Origin of the sequence: Methanosarcina sp., from assembly GCF_049706645.1 — an archaeon.
GTDB lineage: Archaea > Halobacteriota > Methanosarcinia > Methanosarcinales > Methanosarcinaceae > Methanosarcina.
This window is the reverse complement of record NZ_JBNAKP010000010.1, coordinates 34,246-50,023: the sequence shown is the minus strand read 5'-3', so window position 1 is coordinate 50,023 and position 15,778 is coordinate 34,246. Positions and strand designations below refer to the sequence as shown.

Annotated in this window: 11 protein-coding genes; 1 reads left to right on the top strand and 10 read right to left on the bottom strand. The window is 43.9% G+C overall.

What is annotated here, in order from left to right:
* Positions 1–10 precede the first annotated feature (10 nt).
* From rrp4 to ACPK8D_RS03680, 7 genes are all read right to left on the bottom strand, one after another.
* Entirely contained in the window at positions 11–793 is a 783-nt protein-coding gene (rrp4, locus tag ACPK8D_RS03710) for an exosome complex RNA-binding protein Rrp4 (protein WP_424716499.1), read from the bottom strand.
* A gap of 11 nt (positions 794–804) precedes the next feature.
* Positions 805–1,497 carry a ribosome assembly factor SBDS gene (locus ACPK8D_RS03705; protein ID WP_424716498.1) on the bottom strand — a complete coding sequence of 231 codons (693 nt, stop codon included), beginning with the start codon at positions 1,495–1,497 and terminating at the stop codon, positions 805–807.
* Positions 1,498–1,575: 78 nt separating this feature from the next.
* A complete protein-coding gene (psmA, locus tag ACPK8D_RS03700) occupies positions 1,576–2,325 on the bottom strand; it encodes an archaeal proteasome endopeptidase complex subunit alpha (protein WP_424716497.1) in 750 nt (249 codons plus the stop codon).
* Between the two features lie 840 nt (positions 2,326–3,165).
* Entirely contained in the window at positions 3,166–3,549 is a 384-nt protein-coding gene (locus ACPK8D_RS03695) for an Rpp14/Pop5 family protein (RefSeq protein ID WP_424716496.1), read from the bottom strand.
* Positions 3,546–4,265, bottom strand: a complete 720-nt coding sequence (gene rnp3, locus ACPK8D_RS03690) for a ribonuclease P protein component 3 (RefSeq protein ID WP_424716495.1) — start codon at positions 4,263–4,265, stop codon at positions 3,546–3,548. The genes ACPK8D_RS03695 and rnp3 overlap by 4 nt, the downstream gene beginning before the upstream one ends.
* Positions 4,258–4,701 (bottom strand): RNA-binding protein, encoded by a 444-nt coding sequence (locus tag ACPK8D_RS03685; protein WP_424716494.1) that lies wholly within the window; start codon positions 4,699–4,701, stop codon positions 4,258–4,260. Before ACPK8D_RS03685 ends, rnp3 begins: the two co-directional genes overlap by 8 nt.
* Positions 4,698–5,288: a 50S ribosomal protein L15e gene (locus tag ACPK8D_RS03680; protein ID WP_424716493.1), complete on the bottom strand. Its 591-nt coding sequence runs from the start codon at positions 5,286–5,288 to the stop codon at positions 4,698–4,700. Before ACPK8D_RS03680 ends, ACPK8D_RS03685 begins: the two co-directional genes overlap by 4 nt.
* Positions 5,289–5,654: 366 nt before the next feature.
* Between ACPK8D_RS03680 and ACPK8D_RS03675 the strand changes: the two genes are divergently transcribed.
* Positions 5,655–6,947, top strand: coding sequence for an acyltransferase family protein (locus tag ACPK8D_RS03675; protein ID WP_424716492.1), 1,293 nt, complete (start codon positions 5,655–5,657; stop codon positions 6,945–6,947).
* Positions 6,948–7,143: 196 nt separating this feature from the next.
* Here ACPK8D_RS03675 and ACPK8D_RS03670 read toward each other — a convergent pair whose 3' ends face one another.
* The 3 genes from ACPK8D_RS03670 to ACPK8D_RS03660 all read right to left on the bottom strand — a co-directional run bounded on the left by ACPK8D_RS03670 (position 7,144) and on the right by ACPK8D_RS03660 (position 15,647).
* The gene (locus tag ACPK8D_RS03670; RefSeq protein WP_424716491.1) at positions 7,144–9,753 is read right to left on the bottom strand and encodes a PAS domain S-box protein; all 2,610 of its coding nucleotides are present in this window, start codon (positions 9,751–9,753) and stop codon (positions 7,144–7,146) included.
* Positions 9,754–10,044: 291 nt separating this feature from the next.
* Entirely contained in the window at positions 10,045–14,097 is a 4,053-nt protein-coding gene (locus tag ACPK8D_RS03665; RefSeq protein WP_424716490.1) for a PAS domain S-box protein, read from the bottom strand.
* Positions 14,098–15,500: 1,403 nt separating this feature from the next.
* Positions 15,501–15,647 (bottom strand): hypothetical protein, encoded by a 147-nt coding sequence (locus tag ACPK8D_RS03660; protein ID WP_424716489.1) that lies wholly within the window; start codon positions 15,645–15,647, stop codon positions 15,501–15,503.
* Positions 15,648–15,778: the final 131 nt, after the last annotated feature.

Here is a 15,778-nt window from a genome sequence, read left to right as displayed (position 1 = left end):
TATCCGGAATTCAGTTCTTCGGGTCCAGCAACACATCGATCTTCCTGTATATATCTTCGGAATGATCTTCTTTTGGCAACTTTACTTCTTTCTTGCCGCTTTTAAAAAACTTAGCGGGCCTGGACTCTTTCTGCCTGTTCCGCTCACTTTTCAAAAAGTTATAGATCTTATCTGTCAATCCGGAACGCTGGGCTTCGGCTTCGATCTTCCGGAGAGCCTTGCTTAAAAGCTCCACATCATCGTCCTTTCCATCGATCCATATCCTGCCGTTCTGGCCAACAAAAATGCTGCAGTTTGTTTCTTTCTTCAGCATTGAGATCATGGAACCGCCGTGTCCTATCACACGTGGGACTTTAACAGGCTCAACTTCGACAATCTGGCCTGTTCTAAGTTTATGGAAGCTTGAATCCCTGAGGGCAAGCTCGACTTTCATGGAACTGTCTACATCTTTAACTCTAAGGATTATAGAGTCGCCTACGCCAAGAACTTCGGACATCTCCCGGGATTCTATTCTTCTGGGATACTCGGATACATGGAACAGGCCGTCATAAGGAGAGGCAATGTTCATTATCCAGTTGGATGGCGTAACCACAATAACGATCCCGATCACCACATCATTTACGGAAGGGATATAGGCTCCCGCAAGAGGGATCACTCCAACTTTATCCTCTTTGAGATTTTCAATACCACAAAACAAAGAATAGATCTTGTCATTCTTGACATAAGTCCCGTATCCGGCTTTTCTCGAATTCTCGGATAGCAGGTCACCAGGGATCACTATTTTTTTATCCATCCAACATCCTCTTATAAAAGTTTAGTTTGAGCCTCTCCCTTTGTAAGATGATTTATAAGAGCGTAAAAATCAGTCTGGATTCCTGCCGGAATTCTTACCACTGCAATCCAGGAGCCGTCACGCTGCCATTCTTCTTTCGTAATGCTTCCGATCTTGGAAATATCTCCGTATGCTTTGGGAGCATACTCGGGAGGGATTTTCACAGCAATACTGATCTCTTCAAAGCGTATAGGTATAAGCGGGCGAATGGCTTTCATTGTAATATTAACCAGCTGATCCACGCTTTTTAAGGGGTCTATGTGCACCTTTGCCTCTTCCATCGCCTTTTCAATCCTTGCGGGAGGATGCGGTGCTTTTGTCTGGGGGTTTATTGCATTTCTGGAAATGGTATAGATAACTTTTTTCTTTTTTTCCTCAAGCATACGTTTTCTCTGCTCAGCAGTGAGCTGAAGCTCCCCGCTTTTCAGGATCACGGCAGCAATCTTGAAGGGATCCGTTGTCTCAAAAGCATTGACAATATCGGACTCTGCTGCTCGGTCCCCTCGGTTTGCATCTTCGAAGATAGTTTCAACCGCCAGAATGTCTTCAAGGCTTACGTCTTCTCCTCGCTTGTAGGCCAGAGCCCCTTCAGGCTCGACCAGGACTTCGAAGTGTTTGCTGCCTCTCTTGAGCCGTGCAGTCACTGCCTCGTCCAGGGACACCATTTTCGAATACCTTCTCCAAAATGTATTTTGAGAATCCGAAGATTCTCTGATTACTCACTCTCAAATATTATATAGATTTTATTCTTTGTGTTCAGTTTCCCGGTGTTTTGCAACGATCTGCTGAACATAATTCTCAACTTCTTCAGGAACTAATTTCCTGAATTTCTTATCCTGAAGCGACACAACGCCCACTTCAAGGGTAGACGCATCGAACTTGCCTTCGGCAGCTCTATAGAGCGCATCCATCCCGAGAAGGATAGCCGCATCAATATTCATATCTTCCCTGTATTCCGCTTCAAAAACCTCAACGACCGCGTTTCTGCCTGCTCCAATGGCTGTCGCCTTGTATTCAAGGAGAGCCCCGCTCGGGTCAGTCTCAAAGAGCCTGGGCAGATTGTCATCCACGCCTGCAATCAGAAGTGCAGTCCCATATGGGCGAACTCCGCCGTACTGAGTGTAAGTTTGCTTGTGGTCGCAGATTTTCTTGGAGATAACCTCCACACCTATGGGCTCGTCATAAGAAACCCTGTTAACCTGCGCTTCTACACGGGCTCTGTCAACAAGGGAGCGGGCGTCTGCCACAAGCCCTGAGGTTGCGGCTCCTATGTGGTCGTCAATCTGGAAAATTTTTTCGATCGACTCGGCTTCCACAAGCCTGCTTGTTATTCGCTTGTCAACCAGCAGCACTACCCCATCAGCTGCCTTGATTCCCACGGCTGTTGTTCCCCTCTTGACCGCTTCGCGGGCATACTCTACCTGAAAAAGTCTTCCATCAGGGCTAAAAACCGTAATTGCCCTGTCATAGCCCATCTGTGGTGCCATCTGCATGTTCCGTATCTCCCTTAATTTCTATTATATATTGTTTACATTTTCCCGGCAAGAAACCGGTCTTTCTTCCTTTAAGGATCTCTGTCCGCAGGCTCGTCAGCTAAATCACTGCCTTCCCCAAAAAGGCTTTGGTCAGTGATCATTAACTGCTGCGCGGATATCCCGAAAATTCAGGACAGAAAGTCCCCGACCCAGCATTCAGGTAAGGAAACCGACTTTTGATTTCCTATAACGTATTTCTTCCTTATTAGAGTTTTTAACCTTTTATTCGGAACTTTCAATCCTGACAGACTTTTTCGGACGAAACCCACGGAAAATATCCCAGTTACAGGGAATTCAAAAGCACTTCTACCCTGCAAAGACGCTTTCCATAATCCGGATTCGCGCACTTGAGAGACCTTTTTAATGGTTTTTCAAGGTCCAGTTCCAATGTTAACTAAGTCCGCTAATAAAGTGTATTTACTCAGTTATAATGCTTGTGAGACCCGGAGTTTTCCGGTATTTGAAGCCGGTTTTTGAGATCTTTATGGAGAGATTTTAGCTTCCATAGTTTCACTCTATCCGGGTTTCAATCTACTTTCCTGTCAGCCGCAATCTTCCGGATTTAACTTCCGGACCAGCTGTTTTTCTGTCAATCAGTCCTGCCAATCAATATTATACCTGTTACACTAATATACTCGTTAATATACTCGTTCATCATAGTATATATTAGACAGCATCCTGACAGTTTATTAAATAGTTTCCTGACTGCCTCGGGGCTGAAGCTTTTCAACCCTGGCATAAAGCCAGTAACTCCGGAAAAGCTGCTTAATCTGGCTTTCCTGAAGCCTGTCCGGCCAGTTATTCTTCAGCCGTTCTGGGTTTTATCTTGATTTCGGGCGCAAAGGCCGCATGATTCTGAAGAAATTTCTCGGTTGCCCTTTTAACCGTACCTGAAGTTCCAAGTACGTGCAAAGTTGCCCTTTTCCCGTTTACCCGGGTGAGAGTTGTCAGGGAGGCCCTTGTTTCTTTTACTTTAGTATGAGAGCACTGGATAATACCTTTCCAGTCTTCAAACCCCAGTACCTTGATATCACACTCACTGGTAGTGACATCTCCAAGCAAGGAGCAAGCAGAGGACATGACCTCTTTGACCAGGTCACCCCTGTTGACTGGTTCCTCGGAAATCAGCTCAAAGGCCAGGTAGCGTTTTTTCGCACGAAGCGAAGGAAGCAAGCGCTTCAAAAGTAATCTCCCTCCTCAAGCACCTCGATACCTTCCCTGATATACCCGGGACCAGGGCGGTTCCTTGAGATTATTCTTTCGGGTACGGTAGTAATGGCTTCAAGGGCTTCGTCTTCTTCAAGCCCGCAGACCTCAGCCAGAGCAAGGATTTCCATAGGAGAGCGAAGGTCAAAACAGGACATCGCGTCGCTTGAGAGGACAAGGGAAACATCGTATTTTCGGGCAAGGTCGAGGTTTGCCCTGAGATCCGACAACAGACGAACGCGCCTTGGACCTCTTGAATGAATAAGTGGCCTTAATGACAGGCCGATTGCAACATCATTTTCAGCTGCGGCCTTTGCAAGCACCTGATTTAGTCCGCTGCTCTTATCAAAAGCCGGATGGTTCAGGATATCCACTCGCGGATTTTCCAGTGCAGCCCTGTTAATGGTTTCGGAGCCTCCGTGCACTATAAGGACGTCTACGGACTTTCGAAATTTTCCAATAAGGCTATGAAGTTTCGAGGGATTTTCTTCCACAAGCTCGATTCCCCTGAAAACCTCAAATTCGTTAGTAGAAGGTAATACAGGCCGTGATTGAGGAAGTTTATCCGAGTGGTTAGCAAGCGCAATCCCGCTGTACCCGAAATGCCAGGCAAGGGCAGCAAATTGCTCAACAGTATTCTCCCCATCAGGAACCGCATGAACGCAAAAATCGTAGAATTTCGGTTTACCCAAACAACTCCTCCACTATAACTCCGGCTTTTTCCCGGTTCTTCGGATAGGTCTCGATCTTGACTTTTGCAGCGATCGCATCCGAGGAATTAGTCAGCCTAACCTGCTGCAGGTATGCAGCCTGCTTGTCAAAGCGGAGATGGAAGACCTGGTCGTCGTCAAGCCTTTCAGGCATTTCTTTCCTGAGCCTTACTACATCCTCTTCGGAAAACCTTTCCCGGACAAAGCGGGCAAAACCCAGACAGTCTGCCTTTCTTTTAAGCTGTACGCTCAGGATAGTAATGGGATTTCCATGGTGCCCTTCAGCCTGGAGCTCTTCAATCAGTTTACTCCCTTCCCGGACGCCGGCACCGGATAAAAAAAAGTCCAGAGCCGCACGGACTCTGGATACGTCTTCGGTTGCGTGGGCGATCACACGCAGTATTATGTGATGAATCACTTGCCTCGACTCTTGTGTGCACGGATACTCGGCCTGGTCTTTTCAGTACCTTTTCCGCGTGTAGACAGGCCTCGGCCCTTCCGACCGGCACTGGTCTTGCCCCTTGCGGCTCTGTCCCTGACGGACGGGTCGCATACCCAGTTCAGGTTCTTGTCGCTCTTTATTACAGGGTGGTGGGGATCTACAAGAATGACTTCAAACCACTTGTTCTTTCCATCCTCCCCTACCCAGTAGGAGTTCAGGACTTCAAGGTTTGGGTATTTGCGGTCTGCACGGGCTTCGGCAATCCTCTGAATGCTCATGCCGCCTGTGATCTTGTTCACGCCCATTCTCTGGGTTCTTCTTCCACGGTTGAACCTTGTTTTACCAAGCCCTCCGCGGCGTACCTTTACCCTGACGACGACAATGCCCTGCTTGGCTTTGTATCCAAGGGAGCGTGCCCTGTCGATTCTTGTGGGCCTTTCAATTCTGGTCACGGATCCCTGCTTTCTCCAGACCTGCATACGCTCCCAGCGGAGCTCGTTCACGTAAGTTTCATCAGGGTTTTTCCATGCATCGCGTACGTATGTGTAAAAAGATTTTACCAATTTAAACACCAAGTTTCACTTATGTTTCACGGTTCAGCCCTGCCCTGCAGGACCACATTCCAACGGGACCTAATCCCGAAAATGAAACATGCGATAAACTGAATCATTTGATTTAAAGCTTTGCCCTTGCAAAAGCACTTTTAAAGGTAGAAACCGCAAAAAAGAGCGCAAAAAAGTGATGAGAAAGTCCAGATAGAAAGCCGAAAAATAACGGGTTAAATATCGAGAAGCTGCTGGAGAAAGTGGAAAAAATAATTAATTGTAGTGGGGTTCTGCTAATTCAGTTGTTTTAAAACTCAAAAAGAAATCAGATAATAATTAACGAAATATTATTATACTGTAAACGCTGTTTACGTTCGGGTTAATATGAGGCTTCACTGGATTGACGCTTTAAAAGGGATGGGTATTATGCTCGTGGTATTTGCACACCACAGCCTGCCTGTCGCACTTGATACTTACATTTTCTCGTTTCACATGCCGCTTTTCTTTTTTATTTCCGGGTTCCTGTTTGATTTTGGGAAATATGCAGAGTCGGCGGCAAAATTTGTAAAGGGTAGATTCAGGTCGCTTATTATGCCTTACTTCGGTTTTGCATTACTTACCTGCCTGTTTTATTTCTTGCTGGATACCGGATTCCAGCCAGGAGTTACAAATATCGATTTTTTTGGAAACAGTGCCCTATACGGCGTTTATTCAATTCTTTATGCACTGGGCCCTCTTATTTCTTACAATCCGCCCCTCTGGTTCCTGACCTGCCTTTTCATAACCGAACTGCTCTTTTACGGATTTGCAAGAAAATATTACTCGGAACCGCGAAAACTTGTACTCGGGCTTACTGCAGCCGGAATGGTCGGATACCTTTATTCCGCATATGTACCTTTCAGGCTGCCCTGGAATGCGGATGTGGCTCTCTCGGCTGTGGTTTTTTACGGAGCCGGAAACCTGTTTAAAAAAATCGTGCAGCTTGAGGAAACGAAACCGCGAGAGAAATTCGGAACCGGTTCCATTTCACGGTCAGATCCGAGAGCATCAGGTTTCGGTTCAGGTATGAGAGGATCGGATTCCGGTTCAGGTTTGAGAGAATCGGGTTTCGAGTCAGGTTTGAAAGAGTCAGGTTTGAGAGAGTCAGGTTTGAAAGAGTCAGGTTTGAGAGAGTCAGGCTCAAGATTAATGGGAGTTTTCCTTCGAGCTGATAAGTTTCTTCCAGGGGTTTTTATCCTTCTGAACCTGCTTTATCTAGCTTACTTGCTAGAGTTTCCTTCAGCCGAGAAGGTTAATATGAATGTGCTTAAATACGGTGATTTCTTTTCGTATTATCTGCTGGCTTTCTCAGGAATCTTTGCCTTTGTATATCTGTTCAAAAAGATAGGAAGTTCAAAGATACTTGAATACTACGGGAGAAATAGCCTGATCGTGCTTGCGCTCCATTTCCCTCTAAAGGATATCCTGACCAAGCTTGCAATTCTGGGTTTCGGGGTCGAGCTTGAGTATTTTTATTATAATGTGGTTTTTGCTTTGAGCTTAACTTTGCTGAATCTTCTTCTCCTGGCACCGGTAATTTACCTAATTAATACCTATTTCCCTTTCCTGGTGGGAAAAAAGAGTTCTTCAGCCGGATTTGAAGGTCTCAAAGTTTATTTCAGGAAATTTGTAAATTAACAAAGTGAATTCAGATCAATAGCATTAGGCTTTGCCAGTACTGGCCTTCGTGAAATTGTTTCAGATTAATTTATTTTCACATCAATCCGGAAAAATAGCAATTCTTTTAAGAGAAACTCCAGACTTACTCCGAAGTTCAGAATTTACCAGTCGAAGAAATTGTTTTGAATAATTGTATGAAAGCGGCATGTTTCAATTATGTCTGCATATTGTTAAACCATATAATGAATTTTGCTCCGTGGTCTCTTTCAAGCTTAATACAGCCATCGATCTGTTGAACAAGAATGTTTACGAGCTGAAGTCCGAGAGAGTCAGTATTTTCGAAATCTATTTCTTCCCGGATGCCTTTCCCGTTATCCGATACTTCGAGTCTGTAATCGAAGCCATTTTCTTCCGTACAGGCCTTATCTTGACCTATAATCTCACTCTCGAAGGAAGAAGCCTCAACTCTTCGAAGGTTTATCCGGATTTCACCTTCCCTGCGGGCAGGAAAAGCATGCTTAAAAGCGTTTGAAACCAGCTCGTTTACAATAATTCCGAGAGGGATTGCAGTATCCATGCCAAGATAAACCTGCTTGAGATCCAGCTTGAAACCAATGTCCTTATTTCCAGGATTATATGAGCCGAAAAGATCTACAGTTAGTTTCCTCAAATAAGCTGCAAAATCAAGGGTATCGATTTTATCGCCTTTATACAACTCCTCATGAATGAGAGCCATAGAAATTACTCGGTTCTGGCTCTCAATAAAAGCCTCGACAACTTCCGGAGTCTTACAGGTCTCAAGGTGAGAGAAGGTTTCTGCCTGGAGGTCAAGCAAGGATGAGATAACCTGGAGGTTATTCTTAATCCTGTGATGAATTTCCTTTATGCGGATTTTTTCCATCTTTTCCAGGGCTTCTTCAGCCTTTTTTCGCTCGGTAATATCCTGGACTATTCCTCTCATTCGAGCAGGGATATTTTTCTTATCAAAAATAACTTCACCCTGTTCATGGACTACGCGCTCTGCTCCGTCAGTTGAGATGATCCTATAATCAATGCTATAGGGTTTTCCATTCATAGCTATGTTAGTAGCGCTACTGACATAATCTCGATCACCGGGGTGTACATAACTTAAAAACTCTTGATAAGTTGGATCTAATTCTTGAGGATTACGTCCGAAAATGCGATAGAGCTCGTCAGACCAGTGTACCTCATCAGTTACAATATTCCAATCCCAATTTCCAAGGTGTGCCATTTTTTGAGCTTCAGCAAGACGTTTTTCACTTTCTTTCAATGATTTATAAGCCTTCTCAAGCTCTGCTGTACGTCCTTTAACTAAATTTTCTAAATTTTCGAGTGTTTTTTTCAGCTTAGCTTCTGCCTTTTTTATGTCGATAATATCACGGGAAATAGCAAGAACAGATATCACTTTGCCATCAACAAACTCTGGCACTATTTGTGTGTTAAAGTAGTATTTTTTCCCTTGAGGCGATGTATACTGGAATTCCATTGTTTCGGGTTTCCCTGTGGTAAAAACATTCTCATAGTGTCCTTCCCAGAATCTAACCTGTTCAGGATTTCTTCCCAGTTCAGTATGAGTTTTACCGAGAATTTCTTCTTGAGATCGACCGTAACTTTCCGCAGCTGCAGGATTGGCATACATGTGGCGATTTTGTCTATCAAAACGGGCAATCACGTCAGGAGAATTTTCAGCTAATGTGCGGAATTCATTTTCACTTTTGGTCAATGCTTCTTCAACTTGCTTGCGTTCAGTAATGTTGAGATTAAGGCCTACCCATCCAGTGATCTCCCCCTCTTCGTTCTTGATCGGCCTGCCAATAGCCAGTAAATTCCGGTAGCTGCCGTCTTTTGCCCGGAAGCGGTGCTCTCGCTCGAATTCTTCACCGGTTTGAATACAACGGAGCCAGTGGTCTATAGTTGGCTGCACGTCTTCCGGCGGAAGCAGATGTAGCCACCCAAACTTTTGAACCTGTTCCATTGACATATCCACAAGTTCAAGGAACGAAGCACTTACATAGGTGCAGTAGCCGGCAGCATCGGTCAGCCAGACGCCGTAGGGAATCGTATCACCAAGAGTCCAGTACTGCTTTTCGCTCTGCTTCAATTTCTCTTCTGTTCGCTTGCGCTCGGTGATGTCAGTCAGCATGCTCAATGAGCCTGTAAACTTGCCATCCTTATTAAAAAGGTATTTAGAATTTACAAGCACCCATAAGGATGAGCCATCTTTACGTATTAATTTAAGTTCATGGCTCTCATCGATACCTTGCCGCCTCTTTTCCAGTCTCTTTTCTATATTCAGTTTGAGGATAGCCTTACCTCTTTCATCAGTAAAATCCCACACCAATCTGCCAATCATTTCTTCCTGACTGTATCCTAACATCTCCGCCATTTTCTCATTGACGTAAGTGGTCGTGGCTTCGGCGTCAATTACCCATATACCTTCGTTGGCTGTCTCCACGATATTGCGGTACTTTTCCTCGCTCTCCCGAAGTTTTCCTTCAAGCTCTTTCTGGTCACTTATATCGAATCCGTAAATGTTTACGAATTCTTCGTCGGGTAAGGGGTGAAGCGCGACTAAGTATACTCTTTTTCCCACTTTTACTTCCATTTTTTCCGGGCTATTCCGGGAAATTACCTTTTGAACAAAATCTCCGATAAAAGAAGGCAGTTTTTCTCCGATTCCCACGCCCCATTCATGCAATAAAGGCTCACCCGCCACGTTTGAATAAAGAACAGTACCATCCTTTTCCACACGGAGCACAGGATTCGGGTTTTTTGCCGGAAATTGCTCCATTTTTGTTTTCATTTATCCTCTTCAGGCTCTTTCTTCTTTGATGGCAGCATGCCTATTTTCAATAAACATGTAAATAAATTAATATTTTAATTGTTACACTATTTCTTATATTTCTGTTATATAATGGAATCTCATTTGTATTCAGTTAATTATTAATTAGCTGGTCCCAAAACTCAAAATTACTTTTCAGAATCTCTTATTATGAGTAACCAATAGAGTTTCTGATCATGAAAAGTGATCCTGACATTCTTACTTATTGAAACTTTAACTGGTTCTGGGATAGGCTCAATGAAAATGGTCGGCTCATCTTTCTATATCACTGAACCATATAGTGAATTTTGCTCCGTGGTCTCTTTCAAGCTTAATACAGCCATCGATCTGTTGGACAAGAATATTTACAAGCTGAAGTCCGAGAGAATCAGTATTTTCGAAATCTATTTCTTCCGGGATTCCTCTCCCGTTATCCGATACTTCGAGTCTGTAATCGAAGCCATTTTCTCCCGTACAGGCTTTATCTGGACCTATAATCTCACTCTCGAAGGAAAAAGTCTCAACTCTACGCAGGTTTATCCGGATCTCACCTTCCCTGCGGTCAGAAAAAGCATGCTTAAAAGCGTTTGAAACCAGCTCGTTTACAATAATTCCGAGAGGGATTGCTGCATCCATGCCAAGATAAACCTGTTCGAGATCCAGTTTCAAACTGATATCCTTATTTTGAGGTTTATACGAGCTAAAGAGGTCCTCAGTTAGCTTCCGAAGGTAAGCTGCAAAGTCAAGAGTATCGATTTTATCGCCTTTATACAGCTCTTCGTGAATTAGAGACATTGATATGACCCGGCTCTGGCTTTCCATGAAAGCCTCGACAACTTCCGGAGTTTTGCAGGTCTCAAGGCGAGAGAAGGTTTCTGCCTGGAGGTCAAGCAAGGATGAGATAACCTGCAGATTATTCTTGATCCTGTGATGAATCTCCTTTATACGGATTTTTTCCAAGTTTGCCAGAGCTTCTTCGGTTCGCTTGCGTTCGGTAATATCCAGAACAAAAGCCAGGATCTCACCGTGGCTTCCCGGAAATATGGTATTGGCAATTAATACGGGCACGCGAGAACCATCTCTCCGAAGGTATTCTTTCTCATAAGGGGTCGAAACGCCATGCTCCCGCAGTTCTGCAATTGCCTTCTCATCGGCCTGGAGCCATTCCGGCGGGGTTATCTCCAACCAGTTCACCACGCCCGCTTCGAGCTCCTCTCGACTGAATCTCAGCATATGCAGATAGTAATTATTGGCTTCCAGAATTTTCCCTTCCACGTTTGCGATGATTATGCCAATACCGTCGATTTTGCGGTCGAAGAAGGCCCGCAAGCGGGAATAGGTATGCTGTAGCTTCTCCTCCGTTTTTTTGCGCTCCGTAATATCCTGGACTATTCCCTTTATCCGAACAGGGGTATTATTCTCATCAAAAATAACCTCGGATTGCATGTGAACTGTACGTTCTTTCCCATCAGCCGAGATAATCCGGTAGTCAATGCTGTACGGCTTTCCATTCATAGCCCTGTTAGCAGCACTTATAACATAGTCTCGATCATCCGGATGGACATAACTTAAAAACTCCTGATAAGCTGAATATGGTTCTTGAGGGTTACGTCCGAAAATGCGATAGAGCTCGTCAGACCAGTATGACTCTTCAGTTGAAATATCCCACTCCCAGTGTCCGATATGAGCCATTTTTTGAGCTTCAGCAAGACGTTTTTCACTTTCTTCCAGCGATTTGTAAGCCTCCTCAAGCTCTGCGGTTCGTTCTTTAACCAAACTTTCTAAATTGTCGAGAGTTTCTTTCAACTTAGCTTCTGCTTCTTTTCGCCTGGTAATATCGGTGAGCATGCTCATAGAGCCTGTAAACTTACCGTCTTTATCAAAGAGTGATTTGGAACTTACAATTGTCCACAGTGGAGAACAGTCTTTACGTATGAATTTAAACTCATAGCTCTCATCGATACCCTCTCGTCTCCTTTCAATATTCTTCTTGACGATTGGCTTATCTTTTTCGTCGGCAAATTCCCATGCGAACCTGCCAATCATTTCATATGGAGCGTATTCCAGCATCTCAGTCAATCTTTTATTGGCATAGATTGTCCTGGCTTCAGGATCCCCTATCCATATACCTTCGCTGGCTGTTTCTACGATGTTGCGATATTTTTCCTCGCTTTCCTGCAGATCTTTCTCTATCTTTTTACGTTCGGTGACATCTCTAATAATCAGCGCTAATTTCCCCTTTTCAGGACTGAACGCATAAATGTCCAGATATCTATTCGCTATCTGGCTAAAGATTTCAAAATGAGCTGGCTTGCCTGAAAGCGCAACTTCGCTGTATTTTTCGATCGCTACTGGGGCCGCGTTGGGGAACACCTCCAGCATGGTCCTGCCTAACAGCTGTTCTCTTTTTACGCCTAAAATGAGCTCAAAAGCAGGATTAAGTTCAAGGTAACGATAATCATATGGTTTACCGTTCCTATCATAGATAACTTCTACAAGACCAAAACCATCGGTCATGTTTGTGAAGAGCACACGGTAGCGTTCCTCACTCTTTCGGAGAGCTTCTTCAGCCTGCTTACGCTCAGTCAGATCCATAAACGCAGCGACACTGCCGCGCACATGCCCTTCTGCATCGTGAAGCGGACTGGCTGACATTGTAATCACCTTCCATTTTCCGCTTGGCAGCAGCATATCTATTTCCATATCGCGCACGTCTGTATCCTTTAAGGCAGCTTGCTCTATGGGCAATTCGTCAGCAGTCAACGCGCGGCCTTTGTAAAAAAAGCGCCGCGCCTCTGTAACACTAGCAGAGATATTGTCTCCTGTTTCGACCTCGTAGAACTCGCTGGCCATTCGGTTGCCTGTAATGTTATGACCCTGCGGGTCATGGCCGATCAAAATAGGAACAGGCACTACCTCCATTATCTTTTCCGTTTCTTCGGCTCGAAGTCGAGTTTGCCCTTCAAGCTGCTTGCGTTCTGTGATGTCTCTGATGATCGTGCTCGTTTTCATACTGCCGTCGGCATCAACAAACAGGTTAGAGGTAGTATCACAGACAAAAGTTGACCCGTCTTTCCGTCTGCATGTAAGTTCGGCCTTCATCCGGCCTGTCAACTCCCGTTCTTTAAGTGCAGCTGCGAGCTTCTCGTCCCTGACTACTACACCTTCTCTTCCCACCTGTCGGATTTCTTCTTCAGTCATGCCAAAGAGATAACACGCTTGAGGGTTTGCAGAGAGAATAGTGCCATCGGGCCTGGTCAGCATAATTCCGTCGAGGCTGTTTTCATAAAGGGATCGGTACCGGGCCTCGCTGGCGCGCAATGCTTCTTCAGCCCGCTTTCGATCAGTAATATCCAGGAAAATAGCAGCAAACCGGCCTGGCTGAACCTGGTATGCCGATACTTCGTAGTGGCGCCCCTGCACATCGGCGTAATAGGTGAAGTGTGCAGGCTTGCCAGTAAGGGCTACGCGGCCGTAGGTTTGAATCCAGAAAGGATCCAGTCCGGGATACATTCCAAGCGCAGTATTGCCAATGAACTTTTCCAGCTGAACCCCTGTCTGGGTTTCAAGAGCCTGGTTTGCCTCGAGAATATGGTAATCGACCGGCTTGCCTGTCTCGTCGGTGATGATATCGGCTATGAAAAAAGCTTCCTGCATGACCTCAAAGAGTCTGCGATCCTTCTCCTCGCTCTCCTGCAGCGCCTGCTCGGCTCGCCTGCACTCAGCAGGATTTTTCCGCCCTATGCTTTCGATCTGCTCCCATTTCCCTTCTCTCTTAGTCAAAGCAAACTGGTGGTTTGCAATGATATCGAGAATCTCGGCTGAATTGTAGATCTCAAGGGAATACGTGCATAAAACTGTCACCGGATGCCTGTGTATAGCAGAGTCCACTTTTCTCTCATAATCAACAAAACCATTCCAGCTCTCTTTTTCCAGCCGGCAAATATCCTCAATCAATCTCAAGCCAGTATAATTACTGGCCAGGGCCCGGTCGATTCTCTCGGTCAGACCATCTAAGGCTCTTTGCGAATCGAAGGTACCGTCTTTTATAAACCAGTTATCACAGGAAATAATCTCGATTTGCCCTTTCCGCAGGAAAATCTCAATATCGGGAAAAGTGGCTTTCAGAGCTTCTTTCGTCTCTTCTACTTCCTGAGGCTGTGAGATGATCCAGATGCAAGCTTCGTTATTTTTCAGGCCTGTTTTTAAAAGAGGAATAACTATATCCATCAGATCTTCTTTTGTCTGGTAGAACTGGCAAAAATGTGCTCCCCAGGGCACATTCCTAATATTATCAATGCCCGAATTTTCATTATCATTTTTCATCGAGTTCTCTCCGACTTTAATAAATAAAGTCAAAAATGCGTTGATCCAGGCCGTTCAGTCTATTTACTGCACTGCCTCTAACTTCAATTCGGCCTGTCTCACTCCTTACAGGCTTCTCGAAATTTTACAGCAATATTCACTCGCCTTAAGGAAAATATATCCTGGGAACCTTCTTCCGCCTGACCAGCGTCTACCGGCAGAGCCATGGCCCAGTTTAGGAAGAGTTAATTTAACAGTTGATTATACAGAGCAGATTCTATAGAGAAAATTATTGTAATATATTATTGAAAAACCTGACTTTTTATCTTAAATAAAGTTGCAGGTTTAATCAGTTAATAAGATTTAGTAATGCCAGTCAATATAGTGAAAATGCTTCAGAAAACGCCTTATGAATGCGCCTTATGAATGAATTATACGCATAAACTTATTTATAATAATTTGCTCTGATAAAAACTATAAATTGGATTTTTCGCATAGCTGAGAATAGTTGAGAGATTCTCTTTCACACCTGAGAGTTTTTCCTTTCATGCGTGAGAGTTTCCCTTTAATAAAGTCAGGATGGAAAATCGATTTTTTCACTCTTTCGGAGTTATAAAAACTGTATAGACAATTGAAAGCTTAAATCTTTTAATTTAATGCTATATATTGAAAATGAGGAATTTTGGATCCCTTTAATCTATACTGATTGGACAATAAGCAAGTAAAAAGCTGATTAAAGAATAATTAAAAACAGATAAAAAACAAATTAAAGGCGAATTTAAGTGAAAATTGAAAAGCATTAAAAAGTACCTTCAAAGAGTACTTTCAAAAGACAGAAAAAGATAGAAAAATCAGTTAGTTAAGAAGAAACCCAGAGGCGCTTAATCCGTTCACTGCATCCCCCAATACAGTCTCTCCGAAGTTATGCTCCCCCAAGCATATCGGTTCGAAGAAAGATCAGCAACCCCCAGGAGGTTCTTTTATATGGTAGATCTCGGTTTGGTTTACCCCTTATTTCCTGTTTCCCAACTCCAGAATATACTAATAAGTTAAATTATTTTAAATTAATTATATCAAAAATTGTATTCAACGAAAAAATATTCTAAGATAAAAGATTTTAACGCAAACATAAAATTCAATTATATACACGTTATTCTATGGTATTCATTTTAATTTAATATGAAGTTTAATTCATAAGAAAGAACGGAATACGGAAAACACGAAAGAATTATCGCAGGCGTTCACAGCTTATTGACTGAGATTTTCCCTGCCCTTCTGTACTTTATCAAAGGCTGTCCATTCTTATTCCATTGTTCATACTTACTCCGTGTCCGTCCTTATTTCCGCATGGTTACCAGATACAGTTTCCCCGGAAGTTCACCTTCTTCAAACTCTACTTCTTCAAACTCTTATACTTCGAATTATCAGAAATTATCATATTCTTCTGCCAGGTGCCTTACCTTTTCTTCGCTGAAAAAATGCACTATAAAACCAAACCGCCCGCAATCTCGTACATATCTTCTTCCTGTGAATTCCTGTTCCGTACTGGGCATCCAGGGTATTCGCAGCATAAATATTGACCCGCCCGGCTTGAGCACCTTTTTGATCTCACGGCTGAGAAGTTCGAGTTCCGCTGTCGAAGAGAGGGGATTTCCTTTAAGGAGGTTTTTCCTTTAAACATTGAAAGGCTGTCTTCAATAAC

Coding starts and splice junctions, on each gene's coding strand:
- rrp4 (WP_424716499.1), bottom strand. CDS start 793: ATGGATAAAAAAATAGTGATCCCTGGTGACCTGCTATCCGAGAATTCG.
- ACPK8D_RS03705 (WP_424716498.1), bottom strand. CDS start 1,497: ATGGTGTCCCTGGACGAGGCAGTGACTGCACGGCTCAAGAGAGGCAGC.
- psmA (WP_424716497.1), bottom strand. CDS start 2,325: ATGCAGATGGCACCACAGATGGGCTATGACAGGGCAATTACGGTTTTT.
- ACPK8D_RS03675 (WP_424716492.1), top strand. CDS start 5,655: ATGAGGCTTCACTGGATTGACGCTTTAAAAGGGATGGGTATTATGCTC.
- ACPK8D_RS03670 (WP_424716491.1), bottom strand. CDS start 9,753: ATGAAAACAAAAATGGAGCAATTTCCGGCAAAAAACCCGAATCCTGTG.
- ACPK8D_RS03665 (WP_424716490.1), bottom strand. CDS start 14,097: ATGAAAAATGATAATGAAAATTCGGGCATTGATAATATTAGGAATGTG.
- ACPK8D_RS03660 (WP_424716489.1), bottom strand. CDS start 15,647: ATGCTGCGAATACCCTGGATGCCCAGTACGGAACAGGAATTCACAGGA.